The organism is Paraburkholderia sediminicola, from assembly GCF_902859805.1.
Classification (GTDB): Bacteria; Pseudomonadota; Gammaproteobacteria; order Burkholderiales; family Burkholderiaceae; genus Paraburkholderia; species Paraburkholderia sediminicola.
Window position 1 is genome coordinate 152,724 of the sequence record NZ_CADIKC010000004.1, and the last position, 17,677, is coordinate 170,400.

A 17,677-nucleotide genomic window follows, 5' to 3' on the forward strand; every position below is an offset into this window, starting at 1 on the left:
CCTTCAGCCTATGCTCGATGCTCAGGTAGTCAGTGCCCTCGCCGCGCGCGACATCGTTCCCGATGCAACCCAACGCGATGCCATCGCGGCGCTCGTCACGTTACTGGGCGCAAATGGGACAAGCGGGCCACACGGGCGTCGCACAAAACACAGCGCCACGCCGGCACATCAGGGCGTCTACTGCCACGGCTTGCCCGGCCGGGGCAAAAGCGACACGGTATTCGAGCTGGCAAGCTGCCGGAAGCGGCGCCTGCATTTCCACGAATTTCTACGCGAGATGAACCGGCGCCTGGTAAATGAGCCGCGCGGCGACGACCGGCTGGGGTCGGTCTCGCGACAATGGCTCGATGGCGTGGAGTTACTGTGCTTCGACGAATTTCACGTGCACGATATCGCTGACGCGTTCCTGATGGGCCGGTTTCTCGATACCGCGATCAGTTTGGGCACACGCATCGTGCTGACCTCGAACTACGCACCGGATGGCCTGCTGTCCGACCCGGAGTTTCACGAGCGCTTCCTGCCGACGATCGAGCAGATCAAACGCTGCTTCACGGTGATTCACTTCGACGGCGCACGCGATTACCGTTTCGGCGGCGAAGAAGCCGCGCTGTCGCACTTTTTTGCGCCGCTCGACGCGGCAACCGGCGACGCGCTCCTGCAAATTTTCGAGCGCTATGAAGGCAACGAGACACTGGAGCCTGCCACCGTCAGCGCGGCAGGCAGGCCGCTCGCCGTGCGCGCAGCGGGAGCCGCGTTGCTATGGGCGGACTTCGAAAACCTGTGCGTGGCGAGCCGTTCGCACCTTGACTACCTGGACCTCGCCGAGCATTGGCACGGCCTGATTCTCGACCATGTGCACACTGAGCGGCTTGCTCAGGCGCATACGCTGCAGCGTCTCATATGGCTTGTCGATATCTTCTACGACCGCAAATGCGCGCTGTTCATCGCGTCCGATCAGCCGATCGAGGCAGCGCTGAGCGGACTCGAAGGCGCGCACGATCTGTCGAGAACGCTCAGCAGGCTCGCCGAAATGCAATCGCGCAGCTATCGCAGCACACTCGACAACATGGCCGGCAGGATCGAAATCGCGGCAACGCAGACGGTCGCCCAGCCGTGACAACGGCGTGAACGACCCTCTGCAGACACACCCTACGCCTTGCCGCTCTTGCCCCTCACCCGCGCGATCTGCTGCTTCGCCGCGTCATACACATGGTCTGGCGTGAAGCCGAACTTCTTCTTCAGATCGGCAAGCGGCGCGGACGCGCCGAACGTATGCATCACCACCTGCGCGCCGTGGCGCCCGACATAGCGGTCCCAACCGAGCGTTCCCGCCTGCTCGACCGCCACGCGCGCATCCACATCGGGCGGCAGCACGGAATCCTGATAGGCCTCGTCCTGTTGCTCGAAGATGTCCCACGACGGCATCGACACCACCCGCGCCGCGATTCCTTCGCTCTTGAGCTTCTCGTAGACGTCGGCGCATAGCGACAATTCACTGCCCGTGGTGAGCAGAATCACTTCAGGCTTCTTCCCGTCAGGCGCATCGGCAAGCACATAAGCGCCCTTCTGCACGCCTTTCGCCGACGCATAGCGCGTACGATCCAGGGTCGGCAGCGCCTGACGCGACACGATGATGCACGACGGCCGCCGCGGATGCGACATCGCCACGCGCCACGCTTCGGCGACCTCATTCGCGTCGCCCGGACGCAGCACGGTCAGTCCCGGCACGCCACGCAGCGAAGCCAGTTGCTCGATCGGCTGATGGGTCGGACCGTCTTCGCCGACGCCGATCGAATCGTGTGTGAACACATAGATCGCCGGCACTTCCATGATTGCGGAAAGGCGAATCGGCGGCTTCATGTAGTCGCTGAAAATCAGGAAGGTCGAACCGAACGGCCGCATATTCGACAACGCGAGGCCGTTCACTGCCGCGCCCATGCCGTGCTCGCGAATCCCGAAGTGCAGATTGCACCCGCCATAGTTGTCGGCTTCGAAACTGCCCGCACCTTCGAATTTCAGATTGGTCTTCGTAGACGGCGAAAGATCGGCCGCACCGCCGATCATCCACGGCACGCGCGCGGCAATTGCGTTGAGCACCTTGCCTGAGGAATCACGTGAGGCGATGCCCTTCGGATCGGCATCGAACGTGGGGATGCCGCTGTCCCAGCCCTCCGGCAATTCGTGCGCTTCCATCTGCGCGAATTCGCGTGACAGTTCCGGGTATTGCTTGTTGTATGCGTCGTACTTCGCGAGCCATGCCTCGCGCGCCGCCTTGCCGCGCGCGCCGATACCCTCGGCGAAGCGTTCATGCACGCCGTCCGGCACATAGAAAAACTTGTCTTCGGGCCAGCCATAGAACTTCTTCGTCAGCGCCACTTCTTCGACACCGAGCGCCTCGCCATGCGCGGCGGACGTGTCCTGCTTGTGCGGTGCGCCCCATCCGATGATGCTATGGACCACGATCAGCGTCGGCCGGTCCGTGATGCTTTTCGCTTCGACAAACGCGGCTTCGAGCGCCGCGGCGTCGTTGGCGTCGTTCACGTGCAGCGTATGCCAGTTGTAGCCACGGAAACGGCTCTCCACGTCGTCGCTATAAGCGAGGTCGGTGTGGCCCTCAATGGTGATGCGGTTGCTGTCGTAAATCCAGATCAGATTCGACAGCTTCAGATGCCCTGCCAGCGACGCCGCTTCGTGCGAGATGCCTTCCATCATGTCGCCGTCGCCGCATAGCGCGTAGACGCGGTAATCGAACAGCGGCGCATCGGGCTTGTTGAAGTGGCTTTCGTGCCAACGTGCCGCCATCGCCATGCCGACGCTATTGCCCAAGCCCTGGCCGAGCGGCCCGGTGGTCGTTTCCACGCCGGTAGTCATGCGGTATTCGGGGTGGCCAGGCGTGTTGCTGTCGAGTTGGCGGAAATGTTCGATGTCGTCGAGCGAGACGGCAGGCGAACCGGTCGGCTTGCCGTCGTGGTCCACGGCCTTGACGTTCGCCAGGTGCAGCAGCGAATACAACAACATCGACGCGTGTCCCACCGAGAGCACGAAGCGGTCGCGATTCGGCCACAGCGGCTCGTCCGGATCATAAACAAGGTGGTTTTGCCACAGATGGTAGGCGACCGGCGCCAAGGCCATCGGCGTGCCGGGGTGACCGGAATTGGCCTTTTGCACAGCGTCCATCGACAGCGTGCGAATCGTGTTGATGCACAACTGGTCGAGGGCGGGATCGTTTTGCATGGGGACACTCCTTGTTCGGCGGTTGGAGGCATCGCCGGGACGCGTATCGAAACGGCGTGGTCGGCGACCGGTGTTCATCTGGAAGAACGTGGAAGAACGCTTGAGGACCACAAGGCTCATCGATAATGCGCCGATGCGCGTAAATCTGCACGGCGCGTTACATCCTGTGCCGCGTTGCGCTGATGACTGGAGGTAGTTCTTTCAAACGGCTTGCGGCTTTACCTGCCGTTACTTTTCGGGGGCCGCACGATCTGCGGCCACGATCTCGCGGCCGTAGTCGATCGCCGCGCGGCGCGCCTCATCGGCAGTCGCATAGGGGCCGATCTCGGGTGCGCCATCGAATGGAAACAGAATCCGCCTGTCAGCTTTTCTGACGACCTTCAATCCACCTATGTAACGGCCGTCGCCTGTTCCGTGATAGCTGGCGTAAATCTCGAAGTCGTCGTCAGCCACGTCGGCCTTATGGCGCGCCATGTGCATGTCCCTTATCCCTGCACCTGTGGTCCGGTGCGTCAATTCCAATGGCAGCAAGCTGCGTACCGGCGTTGAGCAATACCTGTTCCACCCGAAGCGGGATGGGTTCAGCGCGAGAGTCGGGGGGATCGGGGGAATAAAACGGCGCGCACTGGAAATCCGGTGAACCCGGTTCCAGTGCGCCAGGGAAAATCGACATGCGGTTGTTGATGCCGCAACGGGTTGCGGCGGCTGTCGCGTGCACAGCCGTTACGCGCGACCGGTTCGGTCACGACGTGATAACGCGAGTCGAAAGCGTTGATGATGCAGCTTGCCGACCTGCGTCCGAACGTGCCGCTAAAGCTGCGTCAAAACTGATGCAGCATCCCGACATACGCGCCGGTTTGCGACTCGCCCGCAAGCGGACTCGTGTTATTGGTGGCATCGCGTGGCGACGCTTCAAGCGAAAAATTCGAGTTGCTGCCGTTGTGCACGTAGCCCACCGTGCCGTACACGAAGGTCCGCTTCGAGAGGTTGTAGGTCGTGCCGAGCACGTACATCAGCGCGTGGCCGGACGGGTCGTGCGCGGCATCGCTGCCGCCGTCGCCGACCTTGATGTAATAGCCGCCCGCCGTTACCGCCCAGCGCGACTGGACGTTGTACGTGGCGCCGAGCCAGTAGTGATCGGCAGTGTCGGCCACGCCCACTGGTGAATCCGGCGCCGAGTAATGCGTATACGCACCCTGGATCTTCCATGCATCGAAATGCACATTCGCACCGGCGAAATATTCGCGCGAGGCCTGGAAGATGTTGGTGAAGCGGCCGTTGCTGTCACGCAGTTCGTCGTAGATGCCGCGCACGTCGAAGAGCGGTGAGTGATAGCTCAGCATGATGCCGTCGGAGCGGCCAAACTCGCCCGATGCACCGCTGTTGAACGCGCCCGCCTGATTGCCGAAGGCGTATTGCGCCTGCACGTCGAAGCCCCAGAACACCGGGCTGTGATACTCGACGTTGTTGCTGGTCTGCTGCCAGTTGCGTCCGCGCACGAGCGATGCCGACGAAAACGCCTGCTGCACGAACGGGTCGAATTCCCACACGCCGTCGCTATCGATAAACAGATTGCGCCCGGCTTGCAGCGTGCCCCATTGGTCGCTCTTCAGGCCGACGAAGGCGCGCCGTGACCACAACCGTCCGCCACTGGTGGTGCCGTTCATGATTTGCAGACCGGTTTCGAGGTTGAAGATCGCATTCAACCCACCACCCAGATCTTCATTGCCTTTGAGGCCCAGCATACTGGTGCCCCAATCGCCGCCTTCAGCACTCCAACGGGTCGAACTGCCGCCCGCGCCATTATTGATGTGATTCAGATATTCCACGCCGCCGTCGAGACGGCCATATAACGACACGCTGGTTTGACCATATGCCAGCGGACTGATCACCGCCAGAGCGGCCACTAATTTTGTATGTAGTCTCATCATTGTTTTGCCGTGAGTTTCTTCTGTCGAGAATAGAATGTTGTAAAACTACACGTTTCGCGCACGAACTATAGGTGATCGGTGCTTCCTGGCCTATCCGTTTGACGCAATAAGCTTTTGCGGGCTGCGCGCCCGGCTTTGAAAATCCGCAGTGGAATTGGCGCGCCTCAAAAGAAATCCTCATCGATGAGATCGAAAGGTACTCACGATAAGATAGTCGGTCATTCGGCATCAGCCAAATAGAAACGCATTGATCGTTTGCCCATTCATTCTTTGCCACTCGCCATGAACGTGCCTGAACTGACCGAAGACGAAAACCTTGGCCTTTACCAACGTGCGACGGAGAACGGCGCGGAATGGTGGCGCGTCAGCGTGGCGGACCGGCCGGAGAACTATCGGCTCGAACATGGTGTCGATGACAGCAACGGCACCGGATCGGTCGATATCGATCTGGTGGTCGATGCGGAAAACCTGCGCGCGAAGCTGAAGAAGTGGCGACGCGAAGGCTTCGCGATCGATACGCCCGATGCCGCGGACGAAGCCGGTGCGGCAAAACGGGTGGCCTTCATGCCGGAATTGCAGCGCGTCGCGGCGCTGGCCTCGGCGGCGAAGCGCCATTCGCAGGTAGAGGGCGCGGGCGCGGGCGAAACGGTGCGCATCGGCCGTGTCGACGTGCCGTGCGGTGTCGACAATCCGCTTGTGCCGCGCATCAATCCGGCCTATCTGTTTTCCGAGCGCTTTAACGACATCGTCGAAGATATCGTGGAGAACCGGCGCGTCATGCTGATCGGTCATACCGGCGCCGGCAAGACGAGCCTGATCGAACAGGTTGCCGCGCGCTCGCATCATGGCGTGTTGCGCTCGAACATGAACGGGCAAACCACCGTCGGCGATTTTGTCGGCTTCTGGACAGTCAAGGGCGGCGAGACGATCTGGGTGGACGGCGTGCTGCCCACGGCGATGCGCGAGGGCCTTTGGCTGATCGTCGATGAAATCGATTTCGCCGAACCGTCGATTCTCGCCGCCCTCACCGCCGTGCTTGAACCGCACGGGCGTCTCGTGCTGAAAGAGAAAGGCAATGAGATCGTCGCCCCGCATCCCGCGTTCCGGCTCTTCGCTACGGCGAACGCGGTCGGTGCGATGAGCCAGTTCCGTCATCTGTATCAGGGCGCGAATCTGATGAACGAAGCGTTTCTCGATCGCTGGCGCGTGTACATGCTGGACTACCTGACGCCCGCCGAAGAAGCTGACGTGCTGATGCGCACCCTCGCCCCGCATATGACACGCGCGCTCGCCACCACGCTCGCCGCGATTGCCGCCGACTGCCGTGCGGCGTTCGCCCGCGAAGACCTGTCGAGCGCATTCTCCACACGGCGCCTGCTCGACTGGGCCGAGCTGATGCTGCGCACCGGCGACCCCGAACGCGCCGCCGGCCCGGCGATCTACGCGAAGGTCAGTCCCGAAGACGCGGCGCTGATTCGCGGCATCGTTCGCCATCACATTGCGCCGGCCGCCTGACGGTCGCTGACCACGACACCCACAACACCCACAACACCCACATGAACGCCATGCACCAGGTGCGCGACACGCGAGGCTTTGCGTTTGAATCGACGCTCAGCAAAGTGGCGCGCGTGCTGACCGGGCAATACGGCGTGACGGTCGTTTTCAGTCCGGATGGCCCGCGTGTGGAACCCGGTCGCATCGTGATTCCCGACTACGAGTTGAGCGGCGGCGTCGAGCGCGACGTGCTGATCGGCTACCTGGATCTGCTGGTGGCACGCGCCAAGCATTCGTCGCTCGCGCAGATGGACGCGCTGCCGCCAGGCGTTGAGGCGAATCTCGCGCAGGTCATCGAGGATCGCCGCGTTTGCGCTCAACTGCTCGACGAGTATCCGGGCGCGCGCTGGTTCGTCGGCAAACTGCGTGTGCATGCCGCCGAGCAGGCGCGGCAGCGCTGGCCGAAGCTGCATTGGCGTGACCGGCTGGTCTGGCTGGTGGAGCGAGCGCTGTGGGACGAACAGCCGACCCGTACCGAAGCGAGCCACTCCCTGCTGGCCGCGCTGCACGCCGCCCAGGATCTGCTGGACGAGTCGCGCAGAAGCCGTTCGACCGAGCAAAGCATTGCCGCAGCGCAGGCCCTGGTGGCGCGCGTGCGGGCTTTATCGGCGGGCGACGTCAACAGCATGGTGTTCACCGCGGATCCGGTTGAAGATATCGACACGGAAACCGCCGCGTCTTCCTCAGCGCCACTCAACGATGACGACGCGGCCCTGCCCGACCAGGACAACGCTGCCTCACCGCCCTCCGATAAAGGCGGTGGCGCGCAAGCGGAAAATGCGGTGGGCATGGGGCAATCGCTGGCCGATGCACAGCAGGCGTCGGCACGTTCCGAAGGCGAAGCCGGTGTGGTACCGGACACCACCCGCGCGCGGCTATCGATTCCGCTCGCCACCGAATTCGACGAGATCACCGACGTCACCGGTCAAGGCGACAGCGCGACGTGGCGCGAGCTTCGCGCGCAGGCCCGGGCAGACACCGCGCCCCTCAAGGAGAAACTGGAGCGTGCGCTGAGCGCCGACGAACGCATTCGTTGGCGCCGCGAACAGGAACGCGGCGAGATCGACCGCACCGCGCTCGCCAAACTGGCGACCTCGCCCGGTTACCGCACGCCGTTTCGCACGCAGCGGGCAGCCAAAGGGCGCGACGTTGCCGTGAGCTTGCTGATCGATCGCAGCGGCTCGATGGCCGGGCGCAAGATCGAGCTCGCGCGCCTGTGCGCGACCGCGCTGTGCGATGCGTTGACGCAGTTATCGTTCGACTGCGAAGTGCTTGGCTATTGCTCGCTCGAGTCCGCGCCGATGAAGCAACTGTATGAGCGGCAACTCGCGGCCGGCGCGGATCTGCAGCGCTATAACCGCTTTGTCGAGCGACTCGATCTGAAAGTCTACAAACGCTTTGGTTCGATCGATCCAAGCGGGATCGCCACGATCGATTGCGGTCACGAGAATCCGGACGGCGAGGCGCTCGCCTGGGCTGCGACGCGGCTCGCGGACCAGCAGGCCGAACGGCGCATCCTGATCGTGTTCTCGGATGGCTATCCGTCGACCGGCGACGGCGATCCACAGGTATTGCGCCACGATCTGCGCGAACGCGTCGCGGCGATCCAGAAACGCGGCATCGAACTGCTGGGGATCGGCGTGCTGACCGATGCGGTCGAGGACTTCTATCCGCACAACGTGGTGGTGAGCCGCCTGGCCGAATTGCCGTCGACCGTTTTCTCGGTGTTGAGTTCGATGCTGCTGACGCGCTAACGCGCCTACGCCAGTTGCGGCTCGAACGGATACTGATCGATCTCCCCGTTCCGCGCGACCACGACCGTGCTCTCCGGAATCTCTTCCCACCAGTCCGGCAGATCCGAGAGCGGTTCCGACAACACCAGGAACGCATCTTCACCCGCCGCCGCGATGCGCGGGTCGTCTGGATACAGCTCGTGCAGATGCCGGAACGAGGTGCTGTGGAAAAGCGAGCGCGACTGCCCTTCGCTCGAATAGCGAACCGCGACGATCTGCTCGCCGTCCGTGGCGCACACGGTCATGTTCAGCGGCTCATCGACATCGTGTTTGCGCCCGATGTCCTCGACAAAACCCACCATCCGCTCAAGCGCGGTAACCGGCGCGAGTTCGAGACCGAAAGTCAGCGCGAGAAAAAACAGCACCTCGGAATCCGTTGACCCTTCGATTGACGGGAACAGCTCGGGATCGATCGCCAGCATCAGATCGCGGCGTACGAGCGGAAAGTTGCGCACCAGCCCGTTATGCATGAACAGCCATCGGCCGTAACGGAACGGATGACAGTTGGTCTCCTGCGACGGCGTGCCGGTGGCCGCCCGGATGTGCGCGACGAACAGCGGCGCACGGATCGCCCGCGCCGCCTCGCGCAGATTGCGGTCGCTCCACGCGGGCTGGATGCAGCGATAGCGAAACGGGATGTCGGTGGGATGACCGTACCAGCCGATGCCGAACCCATCGCCGTTCGTGGTGGTCTGGCCGAGCCGCGAATGCAGGCTCTGGTCGATCAGGGAGTGTTTGGCGTTGAACAGCACGGTTTCGAGTTGCAGCGCGTTACCGGTATAAGCGAGCCAGCGGCACATGAGTTCCCCTCCGGTTGCGACGTAAGGCGACGAAATGTCTGACGAAGCTCGCACAGCCTCGACCGGGCTCGCGTGCCGCCGACCGCTATTTGACCACGGGTTGCATCTGCGCGATCGGTATCAGGAACTCCGAAAAACCGGTCAGGATAATCTGCACGCCAATGCACAGCAGCAGAAACGACGAGACACGCATCGCGACCTTGGTGCCGTCCACGCCGAGATACTTGGCGAACACCACCGCGCGGCTGTAAATCAGATACACGGTGGCCGCCACCAGCAGCGAGATCACCACCGATGCGATGCTCGACAGCACGAACGCCGAGAGCTTATGCGTGCGGTTCGCGGTCAGCGCGACCGCCGTGGCGATCGAACCCGGCCCGGTGGTGAGTGGAATGGTGAGTGGGAAGAACGCCTTCGACATGGCGTTATCCGCGTCCACGCGTTTGACCGCCGGCTGCTCGGCCGGTTGCGTGTCGGGCGCGTTGAGCATCTGCCAGCCGCCGACCGCGACCGCGAGGCCCCCGCCGATGCGCAAGGCCTCCATGGAGATGCCGAAGAAATGAAGAATCGGGGTGCCGACAAAGAAGGCGACAAGCAACACGCACATGACGTTGAAGGCGATTTTCTTGGCGAGCGCCGTGCGGTCTTCCGTAGTGAGCGATGCTGTCCGGTCGAGAAAGACGAACGCCATGCCGATTGGGTTGATGATGCTGATCAGCCCGGTAAAGCCAAAGAGAATGTCCGAGATCAGACTTTCGACCATATGCAATCCGTTTCGGGCAGCGGCGCGGGCGGGCTGATCGACTGACTGCCCACCGGCGCGCCACGCCAGGTTGAAATGCCGGACGCCTTCGGGCGGTCCAGATTGTTGCTCGCGTTGCGTGGCTCAGATGATATCGCGGCGCGGCACGCAAATTGGCGAAAAACAGGGCGATGCAAACAGCGCGCGGCGCTGCACCGCAGCAGACGAGCGCCGAAAGATGCGCGCGCAACTTTCGAAAAGCCTACACTTTTTTGACTTACTTTACGTAACAGAACCATCAGGCATACAGTCCCCAGCGAAGCCGCACTTTCAACGAGACGTACTTACCGGTTCGAGGAGTCGCCCCTATGTTGCTTCGTGTACTCGCCGCGCTGCCGTTCATCGGCATTCTGCTCGGCGTCCCGTTTGTGAATCGTGTCGAGCCGCTGGTGCTCGGCATGCCGTTCGTGCTGGCCTGGATCGTCATGTGGGTGGTGCTGAGCTCGATCATCATGGCGATCATCTACCGTCTGGACCCGAGCAACCGGCAGCTTGCCACTGATGCCGAGGAGGTCCGGTCATGAGCGCACTCGTCATCATTGCGGCCATTACGCTGTTTGCGCTGTACCTGGGCGTGCGCGCGCGGCGCGGCCACGACATGAGTCTCGAACAATGGACCGTGGGCGGCCGCAGTTTCGGCACCGCGTTCGTGTTCCTGCTGATGGCGGGCGAAATCTACACCACCTTCACCTTCCTCGGCGGCAGTGGCTTTGCTTATGGCAAGGGCGCGCCGGTCTACTACATTCTTGCCTACGGCACGCTCGCGTACATCCTCTCGTACTGGATGCTGCCGCCCATCTGGCGTTACGCGAAGAATCACCATCTCGTCTCGCAGCCGCACTTCTTCGCGCGCAAATACGATAGCCCTGCGCTCGGCACCCTGGTTGCGCTGGTCGGCGTGGCGGCGTTGATTCCGTACCTCGTGCTGCAACTCAAGGGACTCGGCATCATCGTCGCGACCGCCTCGTATGGCGCGATTTCATCGACGGCGGCTATATGGATCGGCGCCGCGGTGGTGACGGCTTACGTGATCGTCTCCGGCGTGCGCGGCTCCGCGTGGAATTCGGTGGTGAAGGATCTGCTGATTCTGGCGATCGTGCTGTTCCTCGGCATTTATCTGCCCTTGCACTACTACGGCGGCTTCGGCGAGATGTTCCATGCCATCGACGCCGCGCGCCCGGGCTTCCTGACCTTCCCGGCGAAGGGTTCGAGCGTGACCTGGTTCCAGTCGACCGTGCTTCTGACCGCGTTGGGCTTCTTCATGTGGCCGCATACGTTCGGTTCGATTTTCACAGCGAAGGACGAGCGTATTTTCCGGCGCAACGCGATGGTGCTGCCGCTGTACCAGTTGATTCTGCTGTTCGTGTTCTTCGTGGGCTTCGCGGCGACGCTGAAGGTGCCGGGCCTGAAGGGTGGCGACATCGACCTCTCGCTGTTCCGTTTGTCCTTGCAGACCTTCGATCCGTGGTTTGTCGGCGTGATTGGCGCGGCCGGGATTCTGACCGCGCTGGTGCCGGGCTCGATGATTCTGACGTCGGCGTCCACGCTGCTCGCCAACGACGTGTACCGCGGCATGGTGAGCCGCAATGCCTCGGATGCAACGGTGGCGAACCTCGCACGCCTCCTGGTGCCGGTGGTGGCGCTGGTGGCGGTGGGCTTTACGTTGCATGGCGGCGAGACGATCGTGGCGTTGCTGCTGATGGGTTATAGCTTCGTGACCCAGCTGTTTCCAGCGGTGATCTGCAGTTTGCTGCCGCACAACCGGGCGACCAAGTACGGCGCGTTTTGCGGCATTCTTGCAGGCGTTGCAGTCGTCACGGTAACGACGACCATGCATCTGAGTATCGGGCAGATAATGCCGTTCCTGCCCGACGCGCTGAAGGACATCAATATCGGCTTCCTCGCATTGGCCGTGAACGTGATTGTCTTTGCCCTGGTGAGCGCTGTGACGCAGCCGCGCTCGGTTGAGCAGACCCACGCGCCGGTGCATTGAGGGTTTCTTTGTAGCTGTTGTCCTGAATAGCAGTTGAAGGGGCTGGTCGCTTTGGGCGCCAGCCCCTTTTTTTCACGAATCGCGTTAGACTTCGCCCGAATTGAAGTCGATCGAATCGAATGAGTATGCGGAGCGAATGAATGGACTATCGTCTTTACTACTCGCCGGGCGCGGCAAGCATGGCCGTTCACTGGATGCTGATTGAAATGGGCATTCCGTTCGACGTCCAGCTTGTCGACATCGACGCCGGCAATCAGCGGAACCCCGACTATCTGCAGCTGAATCCCGCAGGCCGCGTGCCCACGCTGGTGGTCGACGGAGCGCCGCGCCACGAGTCAACCGCATTGCTGATGCTGCTCGCCGAGCGGCATCCTGAAGCCGCCCTCGCGCCAGTGCCGGGTTCCGCCGACCGGGCTGCGTGGCTGGAACTGATGATCTATCTGGCCAACACGTTGCTGCCCGCCATGCGTGACTGGTTCTACGCAGACGTCGACGGGGACCCTGCCGGTGCCGCAGGCGTTCAAGCGCTTGCGCGGCGCCGCATCGAAGAAGCCTGTGACCAGCTCGACGCCGGTCTCGCCGACGGACGTGACTATCTGATCGGCGGCAAGCTCAGCACGGCCGATTTCCTCGCGGTCGTGATAATGCGCTGGACACGCAATATGCCGCGCCCCGCACTCGGCTGGCCACATCTTGCGCGCTATATCCGCGGGTTGCGGGCGCTGCCCTCGTTCATCGAATTGAATGCGCGAGAAGGGCTTACCGAATGGCGCAACCAGGATGATTGATGCGAGCGCGACCAGTTTGCGCTCGCCGGCGGTTGGGTTGGCATGACTGCGCGGGTGTGAACAGCGTCGATTAGTTCGAGTTCGCCCGCGTGCCGACGATCACGATGCCGCGTGACAGCCCGCTCACGTTGTCGACCGCTTGCGCCGCTGCGTACAGTTGCGTGACCGGTACCCAGACCGCCGGATACTTGTAGCGCGCCACGTCGAGAAGCAGCGCGCTGTCGCTCGCCGCGTCGTAGGCGGCAAGTGGCGACCAGTGACCGCCCCCTGCTTCGCCTATCTCCACTCGCCTGAAGTTCAATAACGCAAAGCGGTCGCTGTGACTCGTCGTGTCACGAATCAGATCGCGAAACTGACCGAGTGTCAGGTCGCCGGCATGGAATTTCCTCACCTCGACAGGAAACGCGCTTAGCGCTGTGCCGAGCTGGTCGAGCGTCATGCCCTCCCTCGATACTCGCGCGGCGTTGGCCACCTGCGGATCGATGCTGCGAAAAAAATCCTCTTGCGAGAAGAAGGGGAAATCCGGGTACTGCGTCGACTCGGGACGCCGAATGCCCAATGCATTGAGCGCCATCACCGAAGTCGCGACCGAACAATAGGCTTCGTTGCGCTGCGTTTCGAAGTACTGCGACAGCGGCCAGTACGACTGGTTATGGGTGGCGGCTATCAAGCGCGTCTGGCCAGTTGACTGCGTCAGCGCGATCAGGTTCGGCGGGACGGGCAGCGGCCCGTCGGCTGCGCGCGCCATGCCCGCTGCGGCGGCTTGATGCGTATCTTGATGCGCGGTTTGATCCGTGACTTGATTTGCGGCTGGTGGCAGCGGCGCGCAGGCCGCCAGTGTTGCCGTCAGCACAACAACAATCCACTCAGGCCGGCTTACGCGCTCGATGGCGCGCATCAACGAATATCTGGACATTAACCCTTCCGCTGCGGATGACTTCGGAACGACTTCGGCCGTACCAACGCGTTTTTCACCCTGCGTCGGCAAGCTTCGATTTTTTAACACGAAACGGATTGGCGCGTGAATGTGCGGCCCGGAAGCAGACGAACTGAATCGTCTCCGCTCGATCTGATAACATATACCCCCCTAGGGTATTTTCTGGAACAGTCATGGGTCACACGATTCGGGAAAAACAGAAACTTCTCAACCGCGTTCGCCGCATCAAGGGGCAGATCGAGGCCATAGAACGCGCACTCGAAGACGAACGCGGCTGCGCCGACGTCCTTCAGCAGATCACCAGTTGCCGCGGCGCGATGAATGGTCTGCTGGCGGTCGTGCTCGAGGACCACATCAGAAATCACCTGGTAGATGCGCATACAGACGAAGACCCTGCTGGCAGCGCAACCGAACAACTCATCGAAGTTGTTCACAGCTATTTCAAGTAAACCGGAGCAGGACATGAGTGACTTCAGAAACGCTGCTTTCGGCGCGGGACACGATCATATTTTTCTGGGCGCGGCCCATGAACAGAACGAACGTAGAACATGGGCGGTGATCGCTTTGTGTGCCGTGATGATGGTTGCCGAAATCGTTGGCGGCAGCCTGTTCGGCTCACTGGCGCTCGTGGCGGATGGCCTGCACATGTCGACGCACGCGGGGGCGATGCTGATCGCGGCGCTCGCCTATACGTATGCGCGCAAGCATGCGAGCGACTCACGCTTTGTATTCGGTACCGGCAAACTGGGCGACCTCGCGGGATTCACGAGCGCCATTGCGCTCGCCATGATTGCGCTGCTGATCGGTTACGAAGCCGTGTCGCGCTTTCTCTCGCCGGTGCCCATTCATTTCGGTGAAGCGATTCCGATTGCCGTGGCCGGGCTGCTGGTGAATCTGGCCAGCGTGTGGCTGTTGCGTGGCGATCATCACGGGCACAGTCATGGGCATGGTCATGAACACGGACATCACGGTCACGGTCACGAGCACGACGAACACGCTCACGGCCACGAGGATCACGCTCACGCAGAAGGCCATGCTCACGGCGCGCACGACAACCACGCTCACGCGGCCCATCACGATGCCGAAAGCGCAGCGCAGCGGGATCACAACATCCGCTCGGCCTACATTCACGTGATTGCGGACGCCGCGGTGTCGGTACTGGCCATCATCGGTCTCGTTCTCGCGCGTGAATTCGGCTGGCTCTGGATGGACCCGCTCGCCGGCATCATCGGTGCGCTGGTGATTGCAAACTGGTCATACGGGCTGATGCGCGACACGGGCGCGATCCTGCTCGATATCAACCCCGACCAGCGCATGACGGAGAATGTGCGTCACGCTATCGAAGACAACGGCGACAAGGTGCTCGACCTGCACGTCTGGCGCGTGGGTCCCGGTCATATGAGTGCGGTAATATCCGTCGCGACCCAGGAAACGCGGCATGACTCGCGTTTCTATCATGCGTTGCTAAAGCGCTTTAACGGACTCTCGCACGTTACCGTCGAAGTCAACCCAACGGAGCTGATCGCCTGAAGATGGCAATTCAATCACCCTGTATCGACATTTGCAAAATCGACGGCAAAACGGGCTTCTGCATCGGGTGCCTGCGCACCCGTGACGAGATTCGTGAGTGGAAAAACATGACCGACTACCGGCGCCATCAGGTTATCAATGACGCTTTGCGCCGCAAGGCCAAGGTGAAACCGCCGGTGCCGGAAACGCCTGAAACGCCTGAAACACCGGAAACGCAAACGTCGTAAAGACGCCAGTCAGTTCGCCTGATCAGCGAACGCATAACTGTTCTTGCCATTGCGCTTGACCCTGTACATCGCCTCGTCGGCTGCGGCCACGAGGCGATGGTAATCGTCGACTGAATCCGGAAAACTGGCGATACCGATGCTGGCGCGCACCAGCCCGACGCCCATCGCCTGGTCAGTCTGAACCACGCAGGCGATGAGCCGCCGGGCGATTTCACCGAGCTCCGCATTCGTCGAAAATTCACGGACCAGAACAGCGAATTCGTCGCCGCCGATCCGGGCAACCACATCGACTTTGCGTACCGACTCGCGAAAGCGTTTCGACACCGCGATCAGAAATTCATCGCCGACGCGGTGACCAAGCGAGTCGTTGACCTGCTTGAATCCATCCAGATCGATATACAGCACGGCAATTTTGGAAGGCGCGGTGCGTGCGGACAGTTTCGTCGCCGCCGCTTCGAGCGTGGCAAACAGCTTGCGCCGGTTCGGCAAGCCGGTCATCGCGTCGTGCAGCGCCGCCCATTCGAATTCATGCGACTGCCCTGCCAGCAGACGATTCCGCTTGGCATACATCCCCAGCGCGGTGATCAGCATGCAGAACAGCAATGCCGCCGACGCGATCAGCGTGCGCGCGACGTGGGCGATCCGCACGCGCACATCGGCGCTATCGGCGTCGCGCTGCGCCCTCCACCAGGCCGACACGGTAATGAGCATGGCGTCCGTGTCGCGCAGATCGGCGTCGGGCGTTAGCGAAGCTGGCGGCAGACGCGGCGCCGACGACGGGCTCGCATCCACCAGCGCCGCAAGTGACGCGAGGCGATGGGCGAATTCGGTTCGCGCATGCCGATACCCGGCGGCCTTGGCTTGCGTGGCGTCGGGCAGTTGCTGCCAGACGTTGACCAGATCCCGCGCGCCTTCCGCCCGATCGACCGCTTCGAGAACGAGCCCCGCGTATTCCTGCTTCAACTGATCGGAAAAGATCGTTCGGATTTGCAGCGCCAGATACAGAAGGCCGACCAGCAGACAAACCAGCGCGGCGGCGGCGATCGCAGCCGGGCCCAGCCTGAAGCGGTTCGCGAGAGCGCGCCCGCGAGCGGCGCGCTGGGTACGCGTCCGCTCAGGGATGGGAATAGATGTCTTGCCGGCTTCCGGTGTCATGCTGGCGGTAGCTCACGCGACGAAAGAACGAACCCATCCGGGCAAACAGACTGCCTTTGTGCCTGGCATTTGCCGCCGAAGTCGCACGACGATCCTGCTGCGCGAGACGCGCATCTCTGCTGGGACGGCTGGACGCCAACTGCTGCGGAGCAGGACTGGACGGTGCCACCGCAGGGGCAGACGACGCGGCCAGAGCGGTTGTTGCATCCGCCACGACGGTTTCAGTAACCGTAGGCTCCGGGAGTCGCGTGACTGGACCGGACCAGGAAGCCAGTTTTCCGCCCTCTTCTCCGTCCGGCGCTGCGGCTGCTGCCTGGGTTTGGGTTGTTGCCGGTGGATCTGCTGTTGCCTGCGCACCCGTGGTTGCCGACGCAATTGCTGTTACCTGCGCTCCGGTTGCCACCGGTTTAACTGCGGGGGCTTGCATACTGCCCGCTGCGGGCGCCGATTGCGGCGCTGCCGCGAAAGCTGCCGATCGTGGCAGTGCAATCGATTTTGCCAACGCCGGCCCTGCTGCCGCTGACGCAGCTGTGCCGAGCGCTTGCCGCGCACGCGCCATGGCGTCCGCATACGCCTGTTGATCGTGGTTGAACCAGACACCGTAAGCGACCGTACCCACTACGCCCAGAGCCAACGCGCTTGCCGTTGCGACACACAGGGCAAGACGTCCGAACCGGATGGGCGGCGCCGCAGCCGGCGGCTCAGCGCCCGCGTTGAAGTCAGTATCCGGGTTCTCTACGGCAGGTTTTGAAAATTCGGTATCGTTGAGCATCGCAATACTCTCCGGAATCCTCACATGTCTGGCAGGTCGGCAGACATTGTTCATACGATTCAGCGAGGTCGATCTGACGTTATTGTCGGAAGAACTTTTCCCGCTCGACGGGTAGCGACAACACGCTAATGCTGCGCTTTAAACGCCGGCTTTGCGAGTCC

17 protein-coding genes are annotated in these 17,677 nt (G+C 62.2%); 9 read left to right on the forward strand and 8 right to left on the reverse strand.

The annotated features are described in order from the left end of the window. Nucleotides 1-10: 10 nt before the first annotated feature. Nucleotides 11-1,117, forward strand: a complete 1,107-nt coding sequence (gene zapE, locus R8871_RS16695; RefSeq protein WP_175051441.1) for a cell division protein ZapE — start codon at nt 11-13, stop codon at nt 1,115-1,117. Between the two features lie 32 nt (nt 1,118-1,149). Here the strand turns inward: zapE and tkt are convergent, their stop codons facing one another. The 3 genes from tkt to R8871_RS16710 form a co-directional block, all read right to left on the reverse strand. Next, nucleotides 1,150-3,234 (reverse strand): transketolase, encoded by a 2,085-nt coding sequence (tkt, locus tag R8871_RS16700; protein ID WP_175051442.1) that lies wholly within the window; start codon nt 3,232-3,234, stop codon nt 1,150-1,152. Nucleotides 3,235-3,462: 228 nt separating this feature from the next. Next, nucleotides 3,463-3,708, reverse strand: a complete 246-nt coding sequence (locus tag R8871_RS16705) for a DUF6723 family protein (protein WP_175051443.1) — start codon at nt 3,706-3,708, stop codon at nt 3,463-3,465. 347 nt (nt 3,709-4,055) lie between these two features. After that, a complete protein-coding gene (locus R8871_RS16710; RefSeq protein WP_175051786.1) occupies nt 4,056-5,162 on the reverse strand; it encodes a porin in 1,107 nt (368 codons plus the stop codon). A gap of 285 nt (nt 5,163-5,447) precedes the next feature. On the opposite strand from R8871_RS16710, the gene R8871_RS16715 reads away from it, so the two are divergent. Further along, nucleotides 5,448-6,680: an AAA family ATPase gene (locus R8871_RS16715; RefSeq protein ID WP_175051444.1), complete on the forward strand. Its 1,233-nt coding sequence runs from the start codon at nt 5,448-5,450 to the stop codon at nt 6,678-6,680. A 41-nt stretch (nt 6,681-6,721) separates the two neighbouring features. Next, entirely contained in the window at nt 6,722-8,473 is a 1,752-nt protein-coding gene (locus R8871_RS16720) for a cobaltochelatase CobT-related protein (RefSeq protein WP_175051445.1), read from the forward strand. A 5-nt stretch (nt 8,474-8,478) separates the two neighbouring features. On the opposite strand, the gene R8871_RS16725 is transcribed toward R8871_RS16720, so the two are convergent. Together R8871_RS16725 and R8871_RS16730 are read right to left on the reverse strand one after the other, a co-directional pair. Continuing rightward, nucleotides 8,479-9,312: a class II glutamine amidotransferase gene (locus R8871_RS16725; RefSeq protein ID WP_175051446.1), complete on the reverse strand. Its 834-nt coding sequence runs from the start codon at nt 9,310-9,312 to the stop codon at nt 8,479-8,481. Nucleotides 9,313-9,397: 85 nt separating this feature from the next. Next, a complete protein-coding gene (locus tag R8871_RS16730; protein ID WP_175051447.1) occupies nt 9,398-10,075 on the reverse strand; it encodes a MarC family protein in 678 nt (225 codons plus the stop codon). 347 nt (nt 10,076-10,422) lie between these two features. On the opposite strand from R8871_RS16730, the gene R8871_RS16735 reads away from it, so the two are divergent. The 3 genes from R8871_RS16735 to R8871_RS16745 all read left to right on the forward strand — a co-directional run bounded on the left by R8871_RS16735 (nt 10,423) and on the right by R8871_RS16745 (nt 12,895). Continuing rightward, nucleotides 10,423-10,638: a DUF3311 domain-containing protein gene (locus R8871_RS16735; RefSeq protein WP_154560458.1), complete on the forward strand. Its 216-nt coding sequence runs from the start codon at nt 10,423-10,425 to the stop codon at nt 10,636-10,638. Beyond that, nucleotides 10,635-12,107, forward strand: coding sequence for a sodium:solute symporter family protein (locus R8871_RS16740; protein ID WP_175051448.1), 1,473 nt, complete (start codon nt 10,635-10,637; stop codon nt 12,105-12,107). Before R8871_RS16735 ends, R8871_RS16740 begins: the two co-directional genes overlap by 4 nt. Before the next feature lie 140 nt (nt 12,108-12,247). Further along, nucleotides 12,248-12,895: a glutathione S-transferase family protein gene (locus R8871_RS16745; RefSeq protein WP_175051449.1), complete on the forward strand. Its 648-nt coding sequence runs from the start codon at nt 12,248-12,250 to the stop codon at nt 12,893-12,895. A 70-nt stretch (nt 12,896-12,965) separates the two neighbouring features. Here R8871_RS16745 and R8871_RS16750 read toward each other — a convergent pair whose 3' ends face one another. Further along, on the reverse strand, nt 12,966-13,811 hold the full coding sequence (locus R8871_RS16750; RefSeq protein ID WP_175051450.1) for a phytochelatin synthase family protein: 846 nt from the start codon (nt 13,809-13,811) through the stop codon (nt 12,966-12,968). Nucleotides 13,812-14,005: 194 nt separating this feature from the next. Here R8871_RS16750 and R8871_RS16755 point away from each other — a divergent pair, with 194 nt between their 5' ends. From R8871_RS16755 to R8871_RS16765, 3 genes are read left to right on the forward strand one after another with little or no spacing between them, the layout of a single operon-like run. Next, nucleotides 14,006-14,281, forward strand: a complete 276-nt coding sequence (locus R8871_RS16755; protein WP_054035422.1) for a metal/formaldehyde-sensitive transcriptional repressor — start codon at nt 14,006-14,008, stop codon at nt 14,279-14,281. A 13-nt stretch (nt 14,282-14,294) separates the two neighbouring features. Then, nucleotides 14,295-15,362, forward strand: a complete 1,068-nt coding sequence (gene dmeF, locus R8871_RS16760) for a CDF family Co(II)/Ni(II) efflux transporter DmeF (RefSeq protein ID WP_175051451.1) — start codon at nt 14,295-14,297, stop codon at nt 15,360-15,362. A 2-nt stretch (nt 15,363-15,364) separates the two neighbouring features. Further along, nucleotides 15,365-15,589 carry a DUF1289 domain-containing protein gene (locus R8871_RS16765; protein ID WP_175051452.1) on the forward strand — a complete coding sequence of 75 codons (225 nt, stop codon included), beginning with the start codon at nt 15,365-15,367 and terminating at the stop codon, nt 15,587-15,589. 9 nt (nt 15,590-15,598) lie between these two features. On the opposite strand, the gene R8871_RS16770 is transcribed toward R8871_RS16765, so the two are convergent. Together R8871_RS16770 and R8871_RS16775 are read right to left on the reverse strand one after the other, a co-directional pair. Beyond that, on the reverse strand, nt 15,599-16,744 hold the full coding sequence (locus R8871_RS16770) for a GGDEF domain-containing protein (RefSeq protein ID WP_175051453.1): 1,146 nt from the start codon (nt 16,742-16,744) through the stop codon (nt 15,599-15,601). Continuing rightward, the gene (locus R8871_RS16775) at nt 16,704-17,516 is read right to left on the reverse strand and encodes a hypothetical protein (RefSeq protein ID WP_175051454.1); all 813 of its coding nucleotides are present in this window, start codon (nt 17,514-17,516) and stop codon (nt 16,704-16,706) included. The genes R8871_RS16770 and R8871_RS16775 overlap by 41 nt, the downstream gene beginning before the upstream one ends. Nucleotides 17,517-17,677: the final 161 nt, after the last annotated feature.

Coding starts and splice junctions, on each gene's coding strand:
- R8871_RS16715 (WP_175051444.1), top strand. CDS start 5,448: ATGAACGTGCCTGAACTGACCGAAGACGAAAACCTTGGCCTTTACCAA.
- R8871_RS16745 (WP_175051449.1), top strand. CDS start 12,248: ATGGACTATCGTCTTTACTACTCGCCGGGCGCGGCAAGCATGGCCGTT.
- tkt (WP_175051442.1), bottom strand. CDS start 3,234: ATGCAAAACGATCCCGCCCTCGACCAGTTGTGCATCAACACGATTCGC.
- R8871_RS16765 (WP_175051452.1), top strand. CDS start 15,365: ATGGCAATTCAATCACCCTGTATCGACATTTGCAAAATCGACGGCAAA.
- R8871_RS16735 (WP_154560458.1), top strand. CDS start 10,423: ATGTTGCTTCGTGTACTCGCCGCGCTGCCGTTCATCGGCATTCTGCTC.
- R8871_RS16770 (WP_175051453.1), bottom strand. CDS start 16,744: ATGACACCGGAAGCCGGCAAGACATCTATTCCCATCCCTGAGCGGACG.
- R8871_RS16740 (WP_175051448.1), top strand. CDS start 10,635: ATGAGCGCACTCGTCATCATTGCGGCCATTACGCTGTTTGCGCTGTAC.
- R8871_RS16710 (WP_175051786.1), bottom strand. CDS start 5,162: ATGAGACTACATACAAAATTAGTGGCCGCTCTGGCGGTGATCAGTCCG.
- R8871_RS16755 (WP_054035422.1), top strand. CDS start 14,006: ATGGGTCACACGATTCGGGAAAAACAGAAACTTCTCAACCGCGTTCGC.
- zapE (WP_175051441.1), top strand. CDS start 11: ATGCTCGATGCTCAGGTAGTCAGTGCCCTCGCCGCGCGCGACATCGTT.
- R8871_RS16750 (WP_175051450.1), bottom strand. CDS start 13,811: ATGTCCAGATATTCGTTGATGCGCGCCATCGAGCGCGTAAGCCGGCCT.
- R8871_RS16730 (WP_175051447.1), bottom strand. CDS start 10,075: ATGGTCGAAAGTCTGATCTCGGACATTCTCTTTGGCTTTACCGGGCTG.
- R8871_RS16775 (WP_175051454.1), bottom strand. CDS start 17,516: ATGCTCAACGATACCGAATTTTCAAAACCTGCCGTAGAGAACCCGGAT.
- R8871_RS16705 (WP_175051443.1), bottom strand. CDS start 3,708: ATGGCGCGCCATAAGGCCGACGTGGCTGACGACGACTTCGAGATTTAC.
- R8871_RS16720 (WP_175051445.1), top strand. CDS start 6,722: ATGAACGCCATGCACCAGGTGCGCGACACGCGAGGCTTTGCGTTTGAA.
- R8871_RS16725 (WP_175051446.1), bottom strand. CDS start 9,312: ATGTGCCGCTGGCTCGCTTATACCGGTAACGCGCTGCAACTCGAAACC.
- dmeF (WP_175051451.1), top strand. CDS start 14,295: ATGAGTGACTTCAGAAACGCTGCTTTCGGCGCGGGACACGATCATATT.